At 58.7% G+C, this 17,691-nt stretch carries 21 protein-coding genes; 14 read left to right on the forward strand and 7 right to left on the reverse strand.

Features of this window, described 5'->3' with window-relative positions; genetic code table 11:
* Positions 1 to 71 precede the first annotated feature (71 nt).
* Positions 72 to 866 carry an acyl-CoA thioesterase gene (locus tag ACWKV9_RS23650; protein ID WP_483838529.1) on the forward strand — a complete coding sequence of 265 codons (795 nt, stop codon included), beginning with the start codon at positions 72 to 74 and terminating at the stop codon, positions 864 to 866.
* Between the two features lie 48 nt (positions 867 to 914).
* Here ACWKV9_RS23650 and ACWKV9_RS23655 read toward each other — a convergent pair whose 3' ends face one another.
* The gene (locus tag ACWKV9_RS23655) at positions 915 to 1,136 is read right to left on the reverse strand and encodes a hypothetical protein (protein ID WP_483838530.1); all 222 of its coding nucleotides are present in this window, start codon (positions 1,134 to 1,136) and stop codon (positions 915 to 917) included.
* Between the two features lie 814 nt (positions 1,137 to 1,950).
* Here ACWKV9_RS23655 and ACWKV9_RS23660 point away from each other — a divergent pair.
* Complete coding sequence (locus ACWKV9_RS23660; protein ID WP_483838531.1) at positions 1,951 to 2,448, forward strand: DUF1543 domain-containing protein; 498 nt, start codon at positions 1,951 to 1,953, stop codon at positions 2,446 to 2,448.
* Between the two features lie 196 nt (positions 2,449 to 2,644).
* On the opposite strand, the gene ACWKV9_RS23665 is transcribed toward ACWKV9_RS23660, so the two are convergent.
* A complete protein-coding gene (locus ACWKV9_RS23665) occupies positions 2,645 to 5,014 on the reverse strand; it encodes a TonB-dependent siderophore receptor (RefSeq protein WP_483838532.1) in 2,370 nt (789 codons plus the stop codon).
* A gap of 292 nt (positions 5,015 to 5,306) precedes the next feature.
* Between ACWKV9_RS23665 and ACWKV9_RS23670 the strand changes: the two genes are divergently transcribed.
* The 10 genes from ACWKV9_RS23670 (at position 5,307) to xylB (ending at position 13,559) form a co-directional block, all read left to right on the forward strand.
* Positions 5,307 to 5,537, forward strand: coding sequence for a hypothetical protein (locus ACWKV9_RS23670; protein ID WP_483838533.1), 231 nt, complete (start codon positions 5,307 to 5,309; stop codon positions 5,535 to 5,537).
* A gap of 140 nt (positions 5,538 to 5,677) precedes the next feature.
* Positions 5,678 to 5,926 (forward strand): hypothetical protein, encoded by a 249-nt coding sequence (locus tag ACWKV9_RS23675; RefSeq protein ID WP_483838534.1) that lies wholly within the window; start codon positions 5,678 to 5,680, stop codon positions 5,924 to 5,926.
* Between the two features lie 101 nt (positions 5,927 to 6,027).
* A complete protein-coding gene (locus tag ACWKV9_RS23680) occupies positions 6,028 to 6,357 on the forward strand; it encodes a glycine zipper domain-containing protein (RefSeq protein ID WP_483838535.1) in 330 nt (109 codons plus the stop codon).
* A gap of 40 nt (positions 6,358 to 6,397) precedes the next feature.
* On the forward strand, positions 6,398 to 6,520 hold the full coding sequence (locus ACWKV9_RS23685) for a hypothetical protein (RefSeq protein WP_483838536.1): 123 nt from the start codon (positions 6,398 to 6,400) through the stop codon (positions 6,518 to 6,520).
* Positions 6,521 to 6,700: 180 nt separating this feature from the next.
* A complete protein-coding gene (locus tag ACWKV9_RS23690) occupies positions 6,701 to 6,907 on the forward strand; it encodes a DUF2934 domain-containing protein (RefSeq protein WP_483838537.1) in 207 nt (68 codons plus the stop codon).
* A gap of 369 nt (positions 6,908 to 7,276) precedes the next feature.
* Entirely contained in the window at positions 7,277 to 8,767 is a 1,491-nt protein-coding gene (locus tag ACWKV9_RS23695; RefSeq protein WP_483838538.1) for a sugar ABC transporter ATP-binding protein, read from the forward strand.
* Between the two features lie 142 nt (positions 8,768 to 8,909).
* On the forward strand, positions 8,910 to 9,902 hold the full coding sequence (locus ACWKV9_RS23700) for an ABC transporter permease subunit (RefSeq protein ID WP_483838539.1): 993 nt from the start codon (positions 8,910 to 8,912) through the stop codon (positions 9,900 to 9,902).
* A 56-nt stretch (positions 9,903 to 9,958) separates the two neighbouring features.
* Positions 9,959 to 10,900 (forward strand): ABC transporter substrate-binding protein, encoded by a 942-nt coding sequence (locus ACWKV9_RS23705; protein WP_483838540.1) that lies wholly within the window; start codon positions 9,959 to 9,961, stop codon positions 10,898 to 10,900.
* Positions 10,901 to 11,045: 145 nt separating this feature from the next.
* On the forward strand, positions 11,046 to 12,044 hold the full coding sequence (locus tag ACWKV9_RS23710; protein ID WP_483838541.1) for a LacI family DNA-binding transcriptional regulator: 999 nt from the start codon (positions 11,046 to 11,048) through the stop codon (positions 12,042 to 12,044).
* Positions 12,045 to 12,074: 30 nt separating this feature from the next.
* Positions 12,075 to 13,559 (forward strand): xylulokinase, encoded by a 1,485-nt coding sequence (gene xylB / locus ACWKV9_RS23715; RefSeq protein ID WP_483838542.1) that lies wholly within the window; start codon positions 12,075 to 12,077, stop codon positions 13,557 to 13,559.
* A gap of 7 nt (positions 13,560 to 13,566) precedes the next feature.
* Here the strand turns inward: xylB and ACWKV9_RS23720 are convergent, their stop codons facing one another.
* Positions 13,567 to 13,830 (reverse strand): hypothetical protein, encoded by a 264-nt coding sequence (locus ACWKV9_RS23720; RefSeq protein ID WP_483838543.1) that lies wholly within the window; start codon positions 13,828 to 13,830, stop codon positions 13,567 to 13,569.
* A gap of 171 nt (positions 13,831 to 14,001) precedes the next feature.
* Here ACWKV9_RS23720 and ACWKV9_RS23725 point away from each other — a divergent pair, with 171 nt between their 5' ends.
* Positions 14,002 to 14,193, forward strand: coding sequence for a DUF6021 family protein (locus ACWKV9_RS23725; RefSeq protein ID WP_483838544.1), 192 nt, complete (start codon positions 14,002 to 14,004; stop codon positions 14,191 to 14,193).
* Between the two features lie 73 nt (positions 14,194 to 14,266).
* Here ACWKV9_RS23725 and ACWKV9_RS23730 read toward each other — a convergent pair whose 3' ends face one another.
* The 4 genes from ACWKV9_RS23730 to ACWKV9_RS23745 all read right to left on the reverse strand — a co-directional run bounded on the left by ACWKV9_RS23730 (position 14,267) and on the right by ACWKV9_RS23745 (position 16,522).
* A complete protein-coding gene (locus ACWKV9_RS23730; protein ID WP_483838545.1) occupies positions 14,267 to 14,911 on the reverse strand; it encodes an HAD family hydrolase in 645 nt (214 codons plus the stop codon).
* Positions 14,912 to 15,027: 116 nt separating this feature from the next.
* Positions 15,028 to 15,333, reverse strand: coding sequence for a DUF6482 family protein (locus tag ACWKV9_RS23735; protein ID WP_483838546.1), 306 nt, complete (start codon positions 15,331 to 15,333; stop codon positions 15,028 to 15,030).
* A gap of 222 nt (positions 15,334 to 15,555) precedes the next feature.
* Positions 15,556 to 15,885, reverse strand: a complete 330-nt coding sequence (locus tag ACWKV9_RS23740) for a hypothetical protein (RefSeq protein WP_483838547.1) — start codon at positions 15,883 to 15,885, stop codon at positions 15,556 to 15,558.
* A gap of 460 nt (positions 15,886 to 16,345) precedes the next feature.
* Entirely contained in the window at positions 16,346 to 16,522 is a 177-nt protein-coding gene (locus tag ACWKV9_RS23745) for a hypothetical protein (RefSeq protein ID WP_483838548.1), read from the reverse strand.
* Between ACWKV9_RS23745 and ACWKV9_RS23750 the strand changes: the two genes are divergently transcribed.
* Positions 16,521 to 17,495: a threo-3-hydroxy-L-aspartate ammonia-lyase gene (locus ACWKV9_RS23750; protein WP_483838549.1), complete on the forward strand. Its 975-nt coding sequence runs from the start codon at positions 16,521 to 16,523 to the stop codon at positions 17,493 to 17,495. The two genes, ACWKV9_RS23745 and ACWKV9_RS23750, sit on opposite strands and share 2 nt — an antisense overlap.
* The last annotated feature ends 196 nt before the right edge of the window (positions 17,496 to 17,691 follow it).

The raw sequence follows: 17,691 nt of genomic DNA on the forward strand, positions 1-17,691 counted from the left end.
CCTGCTTCGGCGGGGTTCGCTGGTTAAGATCGATGCAATACATGTCGACCGTCTTTTCTACCGGAGTGCCCATGACCTTTTCTGAATTGCTCGACGCGGTGCGTGACAATCCGCAATCGGTGACGATCCCGCGAGAGTGGTCCCAAGGCCGTTCGTGCTTCGGGGGATTGATGGCGGCGCTGCAGTTTGAGGCGATGCGCGCGAAGGTCCCGGCAGATCGACCTATTCGTTCGTTGGCAATCACCTTTGTCGGGCCGCCTGAGCCGGATGTGCCAATCAGCTTTGACGTGGAGGTCCTGCGTGAGGGCAAGGCGGTCAGCCAGGTGCTGGGCCGCGCGACGCAGAACGGCGAAGTGATGACCCTGATTCAGGGCAGCTTCGGCGCGGCCCGCGAATCATCGATTGCTGTCACCGCGCATCCGGCGCCCGAATTCAAACCGGTGAGCGAGGTGACGCAATTCCCGTTTATCCCGGGGGTGATGCCCGAATACCTGCGCTTCATTGATATGCGTTGGGCGCTGGGCGGGATGCCATTTTCCAACACTAAATCTCCAGCCATTGGCGGTTACGCGCGGTTAAAGGGTGTCGAGAAAGAAAGGCTGACCGAGGCGCATCTGCTGGCGCTGGTCGACACTTGGCCGCCGGCTCTGTTGCCGCATCTGAGCAAGCCGGCCCCAGGCAGTTCGCTGACCTGGACTATCGAGTTCGTGCAGCCTTTGCCTGAGTTGACGACCCATGACTGGACTCAATATCAAGCCGTGATCGAACATGCGCGTGATGGTTACGGGCATACGTCGGCGGCATTGTGGGCGCCAAACGGGGAGTTGGTGGCGATCAGTCGCCAGACGGTGACGGTGTTTGGTTAGGCGTTTTGCCGATTTGAAGCGGATGTGAAACGCAAAAAACCCGAGCTTTTATCGAGTTCGGGTTTTGATCGCTTGTGCCGCCACCATGCCCAGCACGCCAATGGCCGCCGAGGTCAAGCTGGCGCTCAGCGCGCCGTCCAGCAGCAATAACCCCGAAACGATCGAAAGCGGGAAGGCCAGTGAGGACAGGACAATGCGCGATGAAGCATCAGTGTCGTGGGTGTTGCTGAAGAAGTTTTCCAGGTGCAGATCGGTGATGAACTTGGGCATGATGATTTCTCCTGATTCCGGCATTGCTTGACGCTGAAGCCGAATACGAACGGTTTTCATGCTTGAAGCGTAGGCCCTGAACGGACGCGCGGCGAATCAACGCTTGCTATCGAAGTAATAGAAAGGGTCTTCACGTGCTCGCCAAGCTGCTTGATGACTGTATATGAGCACGCCAGCCCTCGAACGCCACGCGGTTTACCTGATGCACTGCGTTATGGACTTCGCGGGCAAGCCTCTCTCCAACGGGGCCCGTCTGATCGCCGCAACGCTGCCTCTGCCCGGAGGGCGTAGGAGTCCGGCTTGCCGACGATGGGGCGCGAAGCGGCCCTAAAGCAGACACTTAGTCTCATCTGACGCCACGCAAATCCCGTTGGAGCGAGGCTTGCCCGCGAAGCTGGAAACGTGTTTTACCTGATGCACTGCGTTATGTACTTCGCGGGCAAGCCTCGCTCCAACAGGCGTCGGTTGGTCAGCCGGATCGGCGCTTTTGCCCGGAGGGCATAGGAGTCTGGCCGGGCGGCGTTCCGTTTGCGGACGATCTGACGGGTACCGGCAGTAAAACCGACGCGTGCGGTGCATCAGGCAAAACCGCGTCGCTTGATTGAGGACTGCTGCGCAGCCCATCGCCGACAAGTCAGGCTCCTACGCCCTCCGGGCAGAAGCAAAAGCAACTGCTCTGCGCGCAGAATCGAAAGCGACCCAGGCTGCGGGCAGAATCAATAGCGACCATGGCTGCAACCTGTTGCAATGGTTCGGTTACCATCGGCCGTTGCAACGTCCGCCGCTTTTGGGCGGCCAGTCAAAGGATGCGCTTATGCTGTTTGTGGTAATGCTGGGGGGTAAACATCCCAGAGCGAAAATCGAAGTCCACGACGTGGTGTTTGCCGTGGCCGACACGCTGGAGGCGGCTTATCCTCAGTTGCGCGAAGGGTGGTTCGGCAGCCCGGTGGGGGTGCATATCGATTCCTGGATGCAGGTGGACGGCGTCGATGGCTGGAAAGTCGAACTGAGCCCGCTGGCCCCGTTGCCAGGGTCGCCGCGCCTGTACTTCATCAACCTGGGCGGTTATGAGGCGCAAGTGTTCGGTGAAGCCCATCACTATGTGCTGGTCGTGGCCAAAACCAAGGCCGAAGCGAAGGTAAAAGGTAAGCGCCACATGCTCAGGCAATGGTCTCAATCCCATACCGACGCGCTGCTCGACGTTGATGATTGCCTGCCGATTGACCAAGTCAGCGGTCGCTACATTCATCTGGTGGAGGGCGAACACGGCGGCGTCATTCACAGCAACGATTACATCGTTCTGCCAAAGTAACGCACCCCGGCAAGATTGCTTTCGCGGGCAAGCGCGCTCCTACGGGGTTTGTGTTTCGCGCAGCAGTTTGCGGGTGTAGCAGTCCATTTGTAGGAGCGCGCTTGCCCGCGATTGCGGTGGGTCAATTAACGCATCAGGTGCATCAAGATTGCCTTCGCGGGCAAGCGCGCTCCTACAGGGATTCAGCTGTTGCCCGTTAAAGTGTCCATTTCAGCGAGAACATCACGTTGCGTGGGTCGCCGTACATGCCGGTGCCGCCTGCGGTCGGGATGCCTTGCCAGTAGCGGGTGTCGAACAGGTTGTTGACATTGACCCGACCGTCCCAGTTTTCGTCGAAGCGATAACCGGCCATCAAGCCGACAATGCCATAGGCGTCCTGGTCGGCGGTGCCGTTGCCGACGCGGTTGAAGGTTTTGCTCTGGCCGTAAACGTCCCCGCCCACTCGCCATTTATGCAAATCACCGGTCAGGTTGTAGCTGGTTGCGGCTTTGAACAAATGCTTGGGCTGGTTGGGCGCGAACAATTTGCCTTCGTTGCTCTTGGTCGCGTCTTCCATGTACTGGCTGAGTACGTACGTGTAGGACGCCGAGAACTGCCAGTCAGGCGTCAGCGAGCCAGTCAGTTCGGTGTCGATCCCGCGGCTGCGCACTTTACCGGCGGCGCCGTAGCAACTTGAGGCCGGGAACGATGGGCAGTTGGTTGCGTTCTGGTTGTCCAGCAGATAAGCGCGGTTTTCCTGCTCCATTTCAAACAGCGCCACCGACGCATTCAGCGCGCCTTCGAAATATTCGCCCTTCAAACCGATTTCGTAGTTCTTGCCGGTCATTGGGTCCAGGACCTTGCGATCGGCGTCCATCTGGCTTTGGGGTTTGAAGATTTCGGTGTAGCTGGCGTAGGCCGAATAGGTGTCGTTCAGGTCATAGATGATCCCGGCATACGGCGTGACTTCACGGGTGACTTTGTAATCGCCCGTGCCTGCCCGGTTGTCGTAGTCGTACCAGCTGACCCGGCTGCCGAGAATGATGTGCAGCGGCTCGATGGGGTTGAAGCGAGCGGCGGCATAAACGCCTTTTTCGGTGGAGGTGTTGCGGCTTTCATACAGCGAGGTGTCAACCTCAGGCTTGGGCAGATTGTGGTCGAAGTCATAAATATTGAACGGCGTGCCTGCTGTCCAGCCGCCCCACTGATCGAACTTCTCTTCACGATGACTCACGCCCACCACCAGCTCGTGCTCGCGGCCAAACAACTGAAACGGTCCGGAGAGCGAAGCATCCAGGTTGGTCTGGTCATCGTCGTCTTTGTACTTGCCGGAGTACTGCTGGAACCCGGCGCCGTCGTAATTACCCGGATAGCTGGAAAAGGTATCGGCGCTGGCCCAGATTTTCGCGGCGGCAAGCTTGGCCGACCAGCCGTTGTCGAAGCGGTGGGTCAGGTCGGTAAAGACGCTGATGTTGTCTTTGTCCCAATACGACCAGTCGTTGCTGAGGAAGGTCGAGCGCTTGAGGTGCAAGTCTTCACCGTTCGGACCGCTCGGCAGACCGCCCCAGTCGGAGGTGTTGTCGTCCCGTTGCCTGGAGGCGCCGATGGTCCACGTTGTCGCGTCGCTGAGATCGGCTTCGAGAATCCCGTAGAACGTCTGCCGCTGATTTTCCCGCACGTCGGCGAAGCTGTGATCATCTTGATAGGCGGCCACAACGCGACCACGCACGGTGCCGGATTCGTTGAGCTTGTTGGACGCGTCGATTTCGGTGCGATAGCGATCCCAACTGCCGGCGCCCGTAGTAATGCTGACCTGCGGCGTAGCAGTCGGGCGCTTGCGCACCAGGTTCAGCGTTGCTGCCGGGCTGCCTGCGCCAGTCATCAGACCCGTGGCGCCGCGCACCACTTCAACTCGGTCGAACATCGCCAGGTCCGCACCTGAAATCACATCCTGGGTGTAGGTGCTGATGCTGGTCGGCAGACCGTCGTACATGATGTTGTCGATCTTGAAGCCTCGCGCCAGAAACTCCTGACGGTCTGAAGCCGTTTTGTGAAGCGTCACGCCTGGCGCGTATTTGACCACGTCATTGAGGTCGTTCATGCCCTGATCGTCCATACGCTGGCGAGTGATCACGCTGACAGACTGAGGTGTCTCGCGGATCGACAGCGGCAGCTTGGTCGCTGTGTTCATGGAGCCCGTCGTGTAGGAGCGGGTGTTCTCCGTGGTCGCCATGCCTGCAACGCCGTAGTCAGCGTTGATGTTCACACCGTCCAGTGCAATGGCGCCCTGTGTCGGCTCGGTTACGCGGGCCGAGTTACCGTCCACGACCGCTGTGAGTCCAGTGCCTGCCAGCAGACGCTGCAACGCAAGCTCTGGCTCCAGATCACCCTGAATAATGGGTGCCTGCTTTCCAGCCACCCGTTGCGCATCGAAGATCACCTGCATACCGCTGAGTTTGCCCAGCTGTGTCAGTGACGTGGCCAACGGTTGTGCAGGGAGATTGAGCTGAACGGGCGCCGCAAAAACGGACGCGGAAAAACCAAAGGCCAGGGTGGTAGCCAACGCGGGAATGACGGGACGCAGCATTGTGAGATTCCTGAAAAAATCAAGTGCAGGCTAAGGGCTATGAACGCCGGGTCGGAGCCTAACAAAATTTTCACAATGTGGTTAATAGTAATTATTCTTATTATCAAAGTGTTTCCGTTTATTACTAACAGTCCTTCAATGCGGCATTAATCAATCTGAACGAATACGTAACGACACCGTCGGATGTGTGTGGCCATGGAAACATGGCCCGGTTAAATGTCGCTGCTAACGGTGACCGCTTTGACTGCCCTACCTCCCAGGCTTCCTGGGATCGCGTTGTAAGGAGCACGTCATGCAAAGCACTTATCTCTCCCGCGACTATGTCGAAGGCGCCTTTCAGATCACCGTCAATGCGTACCGCACCGGGGTTAATGCACCCTGGACCATTGATGTGCTGACTCATAAAGCAGGCGAGCGTATATCGCCGGTATGGCGCGAGTACGATCGCAGCTACGCCAAGCTCGAAGCTGCGCAACAGGCTGGCCTTGCTGGCGGACTGTTGATGATCTCCTCGGTGCATTGAGCACCTGTCCCCATTCTTCATTCTTCGCGTATAGCGCACCCTTATCCGTTTAGCGGGTTGGGCATAGCTGTCACGGATCTCGCTGAACTGTTGTCCCTCTTCGCAGCCCTAACTACATCACTGACGAAGAGGACATCCCCATGAACAGCGAATCATTCAATCAGTACGATCAGGAACGTTTCCATTTGAAGGTCGCCGAGCAGTTGGGCATCACGGCTGACGAATTGAAAACCTGGATGATCAACGACATCGAACGCGTAACCGAGGGTGGAGAGGAAGTGGGGCACATGGTGGTGTTTCGCGAGTCGACGCCAGCTGAAGTGCTCGACAAATTGCAGAATCGCCAATCCCAATTCACTGCAATGACAGGCGTGATCACCGGCAAGTGACCGCTTGCGGCATTGTTTTGATTATCGGTATTCACTCCGGTTGAACGAAGCCGCGCGGCGCCGGGTCAACCTTGTTCGACAACTCAACCAGGTACGCGAGCATGGCCACAGACATCACGAAAAATCTGACTGACGACCTTTACGACAAGACGCGCTCGGAACTCAGAACGTTTTTGGACGAAACCGACGCCTTGCTGCGGGCTGGTGACGCACTCAACGAAGACCGGACCAGCCAGGCACGCCAGCGCCTGGGCGCATTCCTGGACCGTGCCGCCGATACAGTTCCTTCCTATGACACCGTCGTCGATAGCAGCAGCAACGCGTTTTCGTCCGCCAAAGCTTACGTCAAGGCCAACCCTTGGCAGGCCGTTGCCGCAGCCGCAGGCGCAGGTTTGCTGGTGAGCATTTTGCTCAACCGACGCCACCGCTGAGCGTCAACGCTCAACCGAGTATTTCAGAGGAGCAAGCGCGATGACTGAGCCCGAGAAAACCAAACAGCCACCTGCCGATGACACGCCCGCTCACTCCACCCCAGAGGAGAAAGAGCGCTTGAAAGACTTCAACAAGGGCGGCATTCCGCCCGGCGCTTGTTGAGTCATGGCGATCCGATATTTGCGCAGCGTGCGCCAGCGGCTGCACGGGGTAACGGTGCTGGACTTTTCACAGCGGGCGCAACAGCCCGACATATTCCGGCAACGAGTTGCAAGCGGTAGCGGCTGGCGAGATCGGCTGCTACCGGCTACATGTATGAACTGGCCTGAAGGGGGAGTGGGGATGGACATCGATCAGGACACTATCCGCCAGTTGGCAGAGGCGATATGGGAAACCGAGGGCAAACCCGAGGGGCAGCAGGAACGGCACTGGGAAATGGCGACGAAGCTGGCTGAATCTGCCGCCATGGCTCCGGTACGCACCGGCAACAAACGCCACCGGATGGATGCATTGTTCCCGGAGCCTGACAAGGATCCTGAGGCTGGCTGATTGCTCTGCACATCTGCCTTCGCGCGACCCGATTGCCAGTTGCGCATTTCGGCTTTATCAAGATTTATTTGCGCGTTTATCAAGAGCAAGCGCTTGCGTGAAACGATTCAGCTGTTCTAGAGTGTTTCCAGTTGCTACTTCAGTGTCGTCCGGCCTTACTCTGTTGCTGACGATTAATGCGGTTGAAACTGATAAAAAATAAGAACAAGAAACCTCGAGGATTGAAATGAACAGCCAGCCTTCTCGGTTCGCGCACGTTCGCTCGCCCAGCGACGTCGACCACTTTATTGCTTTGAGCGCTTTTTCATGAGCGCGCCCTCTGCTTTACCCGCATCCCTTCCTGACACTAGTGCGACCCCTGTTCTCGAAATGCGCGGCATTTCCAAGACCTTCAACGGCCTGCGCGTGCTCAAAGACGTCGCCCTGAAAGTCTATGCCGGTGAAGTCCATGCGCTGATGGGGGAAAACGGGGCGGGCAAATCCACGCTGATGAAAATTCTCTCGGGCGCCTATCAGGCCGATCCCGGCGGTGAGATTCGGGTCAATGGTCAGGTCTTGGGCGCATTCGATCCACTGACCGCCAAGGCCCAAGGCATCGCGGTCATCTATCAAGAACTGAGCCTGTGCCCGAACCTCAGCGTGGCGGAAAACATCTATCTGGGCCGCGAACTGCGACGCGGCTGGACCATCGACCGCAAGGCCATGGAAGCTGGGTGCGTCGAGGTGCTGGCCCGCCTGGGCGCCGAATTCAAAGCCACCACCACCGTCAGCGTGCTGTCGATTGCCGAGCGTCAGCTGGTGGAGATCGCCCGGGCATTGCATGCCAACGCGAAGATTCTGGTGATGGACGAGCCGACCACGCCGCTGTCGTCGCGCGAAACCGACCGGCTGTTCGCCTTGATCAAACAGCTGCGCGATCAGGGTCTGGCGATCATCTACATCAGCCATCGCATGGCAGAAATCTACGAGCTCTCCGACCGGGTTTCAGTATTGCGCGACGGCGAGTACGTCGGCCAGTTGCAACGTGACGGGCTGTCGGCCGAAGTGCTGGTAAAGATGATGGTAGGCCGGGATCTGTCCGGCTTCTACAAAAAAGAACACGCGGCCTACGACCCCGGTGCGGTGGTCATGCGCGTGCGGGATATGGCCGACGGCAAGCGGGTGCGAAATTGCAGTTTTGATCTGCACGCGGGGGAGGTGCTGGGCATCGCCGGGCTGGTCGGCGCCGGGCGTACCGAGCTTGCGCGATTGATCTTCGCGGCCGACCCGCGCACCACCGGTACCCTGGAAGTTGCAGGCAAAAACATCACTCAGTTGAACAACCCCACTGACGCGATTCTGGCCGGGGTGGTTTACCTCACCGAAGACCGCAAGGCCCAGGGCCTGTTTCTCGACATGAGCGTGCGCGACAACATCAACGTGTGCGCCTGCGTGCCGGATGCTCATGCGGGCGGTGTGCTGGATCGTCCGCGTGGTGCCAAGCGGGCGGTTGAGGCGATCCGTTCTCTGTCCATTCGAGTGGCCTCGGGCAAGGTCAGCGTCGGTTCGCTTTCTGGCGGCAATCAGCAGAAGGTTTTGCTGGCGCGGCTGCTAGAGGTCAAGCCCCACGTGCTGATTCTGGATGAGCCCACCCGCGGCGTGGACATCGGCTCCAAATCCGAAATTTATCGGATCATCAATGAACTGGCCAAAGCCGGTGTTGGCATCGTTGTGATTTCCAGCGAACTGCCGGAAATCATCGGCACCTGCGACCGCGTGCTGATCATGCGCGAAGGGCAGTTGGTGGCAGAAGTAGGCGGCGCGTCTGGCAGCGAGATATCCCAGGAGCGGATCATTGACCTGGCGACGGGTGGCAGTTAAGTGACGTGTTCAACGGCCCCCTGTAGGAGCGAACTTGTTCGCGAGGCACTCTTTCTAAAGAACCCATGAGGGCGCCTCGCGAACAAGTTCGCTCCTACAGAGATGCATCGTTTTTCAATAACAATAAAGAGGACGCCAGGCCATGAGTCTGACCGTAGACAAACCCGCCACTGTCGCGACGATCAACAAGCGCGAACGGGCGCGTGAACTGATGCGCACCGTCGGCATGCTGCCGGTATTGATTTTGCTGCTGGTGGGCTTTGCGCTGATGAGCGACAGCTTCCTGAGCTGGCAAAACCTGTCGATCATCACCCAGCAGGCGTCGGTCAATGTGGTGCTGGCGGCGGGCATGACGTTCGTGATTCTGACCGCTGGCATCGACCTTTCCGTGGGCGCCATTCTCGCGGCCTCAGCGGTCGTGGCCCTACAGGCCTCGATGTCGCCGCAATACGGCATGCTCGGAATCTTCGCCGGCATCGGTTTCGGCTTGCTGCTTGGGCTGGTCAACGGTGGGTTGATCGCTTTTATGCGCCTGCCGCCGTTTATCGTCACTCTCGGCGCGTTGACTGCCATGCGCGGTTTGGCGCGTCTGCTGGCCGATGACAAAACCGTGTTCAACCCGGATTTGCCCTTCGCCTTCATCGGCAACGACTCGGTACTCGGCGTGCCGTGGCTGGTGATCATCGCCGTGGCGGTCATCGCCATGTCCTGGTTCATCCTGCGGCGCACGGTGATGGGCGTGCAGATCTACTCGGTGGGCGGCAACCCTGAGGCGGCGCGGCTTTCCGGGATCAAGGTGTGGAAGGTGCTGCTGTTTGTCTACGCCTTGTCGGGAGCGCTGGCCGGACTCGGCGCGGTGATGAGTGCGTCGCGATTGTTCGCCGCCAATGGACTGCAATTGGGCCAGTCCTACGAGCTGGACGCCATCGCCGCAGTGATCCTCGGCGGCACCAGTTTCACCGGCGGCGTCGGCACTATCGGCGGCACGCTGATCGGCGCATTGATTATCGCGGTGCTCACCAACGGCCTGGTGCTGATGGGGGTCTCCGACATCTGGCAATACATCATCAAAGGCATTGTGATCATCGGCGCGGTGGCGCTGGATCGCTATCGTCAGTCTGGCGCGAGAACCTGAGTCACGCGGTACCGTTATTCAAGAAAGGCCTCAACAATAATCACAAGAGAGCAATCATGAACTTCAAACGTAAATTTCCCGCTGTCGTCACCTTGTGCCTGGCTGCGCTGCTGTCCCAAGGCGTAGAGGCCCGCGAACTGAAATCCGTGGGCATGACCATGGGTTCGCTGGGCAACCCATATTTTGTGACACTCACCGAAGGCGCCAAAGCCAAGGTGCTGGAGCTTAATCCCAACGCCAAGATCACCTCGGTGTCGGCTGATTACGACCTGAGCAAGCAATTCACCCAGATCGATAATTTCATCTCGGCGGGCGTGGATATGATCCTGCTCAATGCGGTTGATCCGTCGGCCATCGAGTCGGCTATCAAGAAGGCGCGCAAGGCTGGAATCGTCGTGGTGGCAGTGGACGTCAACGCCAAGGGTGTCGACGCCACGGTGCAGACCGATAACGTCGAAGCTGGCAAGCTGGCTTGTCAGTTCATCATCGACAAGCTCTCGGGCAAGGGCAATGTGATCATCGAGAACGGCCCGCAGGTGACCTCGGTCACCGACCGTGTGACCGGTTGCAAAGCGGCATTGGCAGCGGCGCCCGACATCAAGGTGCTGTCCGACGATCAGGACGCTAAAGGCTCGCGCGAAGGCGGGTTGAACGCCATGCAGGGCTACCTGACGCGCTTCCCGAAAATCGATGGCCTGTTCGCGATCAACGATCCGCAAGCTATCGGCAGCGACCTGGCGGCCCGGCAGTTGAAACGCAGCGGCATCATCATCACGTCGGTCGACGGTGCGCCGGACATCGAGAACGCTCTGAAAACCGAGTCGTCAATTCAGGCATCTGCCAGTCAGGACCCATGGACCATGGCGCAGCAAGCGGTGGTGGTTGGCAATGACATTCTCAACGACAAAAAGCCCGCCGAAGCCGTGACTCTGTTGACCCCCAAGCTGATCACTCGCGACAACATCGGTGATTACAAGGGCTGGGAAAGCAAGCGCTGAACATCGCGCTGTTCTGTAGGAGCGAATTCATTCGCGAGGGAAGTCCAGTCGATGGCTTGCGCCGGATGTACCAATGTCTCGCGAATAAATTCGCTCCTACAGGATGTTCATCTGTCGTTCGCTCTCCTCAGTCTGGAGTTGGTCAGTGGTAAAAATGGAAGACGTGGCGCGGTTGGCCAAGGTCTCGACCTCAACCGTGTCTCACGTGTTGAACGGCACGCGCCAGGTCAGTGCGCAAACGGTCGCGGCGGTCGAGCAAGCAGTGCAGGCATTGGGCTACATTCCCAATACACTGGCTCGCTCGCTTGCCCGTTCGCGCACAAACACCATCGGTGTGGCGATTTCGGCGTTGTCCAACCACTACTTCAGCGAAACCGTACACGCCATCGAGACCGAGTGCGCCAGGCACGGGATCATGATGCTGTTCGTCGACACCCACGATGACCCCGAGCAAGAGCTGCGGGTCGTCAAAGCGCTGCATCATCGGCGTGTGGACGGCATTCTGCTTGCGCCTTCCATGGATACCCAACAACTGGCGCTGAGCTATTTGCAGAACAACGCGATCCCAGCCGTTTTGGTGGATCGTCTGGCTGCCCAGGGTTTCTCCCAGGTGGGCGTGGAAAACCGCGAATCGACGCGCGCCCTGATCGCACACCTCATCGGCCATGGCCATCAGCGTATCGGCATGGTGGCTGGCGCGGCGGGCTTGAGTACCACCGAAGAGCGCATAGACGGCTATCGCGCGGCGCTGGCGGATGCGGGTTTGCCATGGGACGACGCTCTGCTGGTCGATGGCGAATCACGCAGCGAGTCTGCGCGGATCGCCACCCACCGATTACTACAATTGAAACAACCGCCCACCGCGATCATGGCGGGCAACAACCTGATGACCATCGGTGCCATGCATGCCCTGCGCGAAGCCAACCTAGGCGTGCCGGAACAGATGGCGCTGGTGGGTTTCGATGATTTTGACTGGGCAGATTTTTTCCTGCCGCGCCTGAGTGTCATTGCCCAGCCGGTCAAAGAATTGGGGGTACAGGCTGTGACGCTGTTGCTCAACTGCATCGATAACCCCGAAGGGCCACGTCAGACCGTGCGCCTGGCGCCGACCCTGCGCATTCGACATTCATGTGGATGCCCCTGAGCCCTCCCGTCAACGGCAAGTGAGATTTTTATGCAGCGCTGTGTATCCCTTGGCATCGATCTGGGCACTTCCGAACTCAAGGCGATTTTGCTCGATGAAACCGGCCGGGTGCTGGGCTCGGCGGGTGCGCGTTTGAGCGTATCGCGACCGCATCCGGGCTGGTCGCAACAAGACCCGGAAGACTGGTGGAGCGCGTGTCTTCTGGCATTGGAGCAACTGCGCTCGACTCACCCCCAGGCGTGGGCAGATGTGGCGTGCATCGGCTTGTCGGGGCAGATGCACGGCGCGGTATTGCTGGGCGACGACGACCGGATTCTGTATCCGGCGATCCTGTGGGATGACTCGCGGGCGATGCTTGAAGCTCAGCAACTCAATCGTGATTACCCGTCCTACGCCGACGCCATCGGCAGCCTTGCAATGGCGGGCCTGACCGCGCCGAAGCTGTTGTGGTTGCAACAGCATGAGCCTGAGATCTTCGCGCAGATCGCCTGCGTGTTGTCCCCCAAGGACTATCTGCGCCTGCGCCTGACCGGCGCGCGTATCAGCGATATGTCGGACGCGGCTGGCACCTTGTGGCTGGACGTCGAGCGCCGCGCCTGGTACGAGCCGATGCTCCGTGCCACGGGGCTTTCTCTGGATCAAATGCCTGCGTTGCTTGAATCCTCGGAGCTGTCCGGGCGCTTGCACGAACACGCTGCACAGGAGCTGCAGTTGCCGCCCAGGCTGCCAGTTGCAGGTGGCGGCGGCGACAATCCCGTGTCAGCTGTCGGTATCGGCGCTATCAATGCCGGGGATGCCTTCATCACCTTGGGCACCAGCGCTGCCATTGTCGCTATCACCGACAAAGCGGCGGGCGATCCTGGCAGCGCCGTACACAGTTTCTGCCATGCGTTACCCCAGCGTTGGTACACCATGGGCGCAATGCTGGCGGGCGCAAGTTGCCTGCGCTGGGTTACCCGTTTGCTGGGGCAGCCCGATGAGCAAACCTTGCTGGAGCAGATTTTCCTGGAACTGCCTTTGGGGCAATCGGTGTCACTGTCCAACCCGCTTTTTCTTCCCTATCTCGCAGGGGAACGCACACCTCATAACGACCCGCTGCTGCGCGGCGGTTTCATGAATCTGGGCCATGACAGCACGCCCGCAATGCTGGGTTATGCAGTGCTTGAGGGGGTGGGTTTCGGTTTGCTGGACGCGGTAAACGCGGTGCAATCGGCGGGTGCCAAGGTCAATGCCTGTGCTCTGGTGGGGGGCGGCGCGCGGAGCGAATACTGGGCGCAGTTGCTGGCCAACATTCTGAATCGGGAAATCTACACGTTGCACGGCAGCGAACTCAGCGCCTGCATCGGCGCGGCCAAGTTGGGATTTCTGGCGACAGGGCAGGGCGCCGAGCTGCTGCAGCTCGGCATGCCGGTCAAGGCGCGGTATCTGCCCCAAGCGCAAACCCAGGTTGCTCTAAACGCCCGTTACCTGAAATTTCGCGGGCTGTTGAGTGCGGCCCAAGCGCTGCACGCCTGATTCAAACTCAGTGTACGGCGGCGGATTTCTGCGGGAAGGAGTGGCCGAATTTGGCGATGTTCTTCACCCAGAAACGCCGGTGCGAGGTCTCTGCCGGGGATAGCGGTTCCTGGCTGGACCATTGTTGCTGGCGCTTCATCTCTTCGCGATAGGTTTTCCACTCCATCGCTTCAGCAGTGTCTTTTGCTGTCCTTTCGTTGTCGAACCAGCCGAGGACGTAAACCTCACCTTGCTCGCGACCGTGTTCAACCAAGAGAAAAATAGTGTCCATGAGCGTATCCGTCGTTCATCAAGTCTTGCCCGGCAAATCCGGAATCTACACACGGCTTATCGACAGACACGGCAAAAGGTTTAGCGCTGCGGTCCATTCATCAGTCCGGATGCACTATTGGGCAAGCATTGCTTCAGATGTGTACGAGCTATCTAGCGAAGGAGAAACACAATGAGCACGGCTGATTCGCAACACACTGACAAGGCAGAACAGGATCTGGGTTTCGATCCGGAGTCGCCGGATGTCGCTGATCCGCAAGTAGATCCGGTGGGCCCGGCAAAGGCGCCGGAAAGCGGTGAGAATATCGAGCAGGATAAACGGGTCAAGGACAAGCAATACCCGCCGTATGATTCCAAGGAATAACGCAAACTCCCTGTAGGAGCGAACTTGTTCGCGAGGCTGTTGCTGATAGATCTCTTCGCCAACAAGTTGGCTCCTACAGAAGATGCAAACGTTCGCCAACAAGCTTCACACGGATGTCGTTGTAGTGAGCAATAACACGGTGTGGCGTATCCATCACGTGCGTATGCGTCGCGCTGATTACTACAACGCTGGCGCCCGCAGCTTCAGCGGCTTGAATCCCCGCTGGCGCATCTTCGAACACCAGACAATCTCGCGCATCCACGCCCAGTTTCTTCGCCGCCAAGAGGAAGCAATCTGGCGCAGGTTTGCCGTGGGTAACGTCTTCGGAGGTGATCATCAGAGCTGGCAGCGGCAAACCTGCGGCATGGATTCGGCGCACTGCCAATTCACGGGGCGCCGAGGTGACGACAGCCCAGCGATTTGGTGGCAATGAAGCGAGTAGCGCAGCAACTCCGTCGATCGCAGTCACCCCATCGGTGTCGTCCATTTCGGCTTGCGTCAGCGCAGCGGCTTCCTGCTCTGGGTCCACTCCCGGCAGATTTTGCCGGCGCACGGTTTCGATGCAACGCACGCCATGAATGGTCGGCAGGAAAGCTTCAACATCCAGTCCGTGACGCAAAGCCCACTGCGACCAGACGCGCTCGGTGGCGGCGATGGAATTGATCAACGTGCCGTCCATATCAAACAGGAACGCAGCAAATGGAGTGTCTTGCAGCATGCCGGTCATGCCTCCGCTTTAAGTGGGATCGATGCATCGATATCGCCTGGCTCAATGCAGGCGACGCGAAGCCAGGGATGATAGAGGGTGAACGCGACCGGCCGAAAGCTTGCCGATTAGAGCGTGGAGCGGAAGGGGATCGGTTCGCGTGAACTCAGGCGCTCATCGTTGGACTGACCGACCATCTCGTCGTACACCACTGGGTGCACAATGAACAGTGGGACTTCGGGTACGCCAGCCAGACATTTGCGTGCTTCGTTGACAGACGCTACATGCAGCACCTCGCCATTGGGGCTACTGATCGCGTGAGACTGACCGGCCATTCGTGCGTGAAGAACGTAGGAACCGCCCTCGATGGACATCAGATTCAAGTCCTCGACTTCACCGGCCTTGATGTGTTGCGCAAGTTTGTTCAAATCCATGACTGCACCTTGATCGTCCCGCAGGACGCTGAATGTTCAGAAAGGCGTGCGAAGGTTTTTCTCGCAGGCACAGCTTTCGAAGCATTCAATGACGCCGAGTTCAACGGCATCGCCGGACGGTGCAGAAATTGCCATTCATTAAGATTATTCGGGGAGGGGGAAGACCGTAATGCCGCCGATAACCCGGAATGTGCCCGGATTATCGGCGGCGCGGCGTGCTGCTTAACAAAGCTTGTCGATGACCCGAACGCCGGACTCGCGTTGCGCAGAGCCCCATTCACTGCTCAGGGTTTGAAGCACCCGGCCCAGGAAGTCCTTGTCGGCGGCAGCTTTCTTGCCGACATAGCCTTGGCCTTTGCGGTACATCTTCAAGCGCGCACGCATGTGCGGATGCTCCTCGTCGAACTCCTGCTCCTGGGAGCAGGCGCCCAGGCCGTCCATGTGAACGTCGCCTTTCTCACAAACCCACAGGATATGGCTGTCGAGGGAGTCTTTGCGTGTTGCGAACAATTGAGCCAGTTGATCAATGGTAGGTTGATTGTTCAGGTTCATTTTTTAGTACCCCTTAGACCGCGTGTTTATCCGACTGGTTAGTTCATACGTTTAGCGAATCGGTCTGTCGATTCGGTGCTGCCAGTTGCCGACACACAAGGTCCGTCGATACACAGAGCCGGGTCTGAGCCAGATATGTAGTGCTGAGGAAGGGTGACTACGGCAGGTTCGAAACGAAGGAGGGAAGAAGTAGCGGACGTCGTGAAGACACTGGCGCCTTTATGGGGTCGACCACAAGTGTCATGAGGACGTTTCGCCAGCGCTTCTCGATCCTGGGTTGGACGATCATGCCGGTTCAGCTTCATCAATCTGCCTTGTGGGCAGCACTCATCAGGTAACGGTTCGACGGTTGCCGAACCTGCTCAGCCTGTTTTGCCAGCTCTCCCGATCGGGGAGACGGTTGAACTATGCAAGTGAAAAAGCGCTTCGTCAACCGTTATGTAGTGATTATTTTCGAGCACTACATATTTTTCTTGCGTGGCACGCAGAGGTCGATTCGTGACTCAAAAGTCACGTAAACCGGCGCCTGCGCGACGCTTGTGTTGCGCGCGGAGCATTTCGAATTGTCTGCGCTGCGCAGCTGTGATTTGATCGCCAGCGCATTGATAGCCCATCCCGCGCTCATGAAGGTGACCATGGAAACCCTTTTGCTTCCCACGTACGAAGATGTCGTTGCTGCCGCCGGACGCATCGAAGGCTACGCGCACAAGACGCCGGTGCTCACGTCGCGCACCGTAGATCAGGCGTTCGGCGCTGAAGTGTTTTTCAAGTGCGAGAACTTCCAGCGCATGGGGGCGTTCAAGTTTCGCGGCGCCTTCAATGCGTTGTCCCGTTTTGATGCCGACCAGCGTAAACGCGGAGTGGTCGCGTTTTCTTCAGGCAACCACGCCCAGGGCATTGCGCTGTCGGCACAATTGCTGGGTATCCCTGCGACCATCGTCATGCCCCACGACGCGCCCGCCGCTAAAATCGCCGCTACACGCGAGTACGGCGCTACGGTTGTGCTTTACGACCGCTACAAGGAAGACCGTGAAGCCATTGGCCGGGATTTGGCGCAACGCCATGGCTACACGCTGATCCCGCCGTTTGATCACGCCGACATCATTGCCGGGCAGGGCACTGCCGCGAAGGAGTTGTTCGAAGAGGTTGGCCCGCTGGATTCGTTATTCGTCTGCCTGGGCGGCGGCGGATTGTTAAGCGGTTCGGCGCTGGCAACCCGCGCGTTGGCGCCCGATTGCACGCTCTATGGCGTAGAACCGTTGGCGGGCAACGATGGACAGCAATCCTTTCGCACCGGCAGCCTGGTGACGATCGACACCCCGAAGACCATCGCCGATGGCGCCCAGACGCAGCGCCTGGGTGACATCACGTTCGCGATCATTCGTCGCGACGTCAATGAAATCCTCACCGCCAGCGACAGCCAGTTAATCGACGCCATGGGCTTCTTCGCCGAACGCATGAAGATGGTCGTCGAACCGACCGGCTGCCTCGGTTTCGCGGCGGCGCGGGAAATGAAGGATCAACTCAAAGGGCAGCGCGTAGGCGTGATCATCAGCGGCGGCAACATCGATTTGCCGCGCTATGCAGCGATGTTGGCCGAGCCTGTGTGAGCGTACTTCATCTGTAGGAGAGCGCTTGCCCGCGATTGCGTTGATTCAGTCGATGTATTTTCCGCAGATAGATTTTTTCGCGGGCAAGCGCGCTCCTACAAAGGGTCTGAGTCGCAGCTGATTTTTTCGTCTGGCACACACACCGTGGGAGCGGACCTGTCCGCGAAGAGGCCCTTAAACCGCAAAATATTTACCG

The sequence above is a fragment of the Pseudomonas corni genome, from assembly GCF_057128765.1.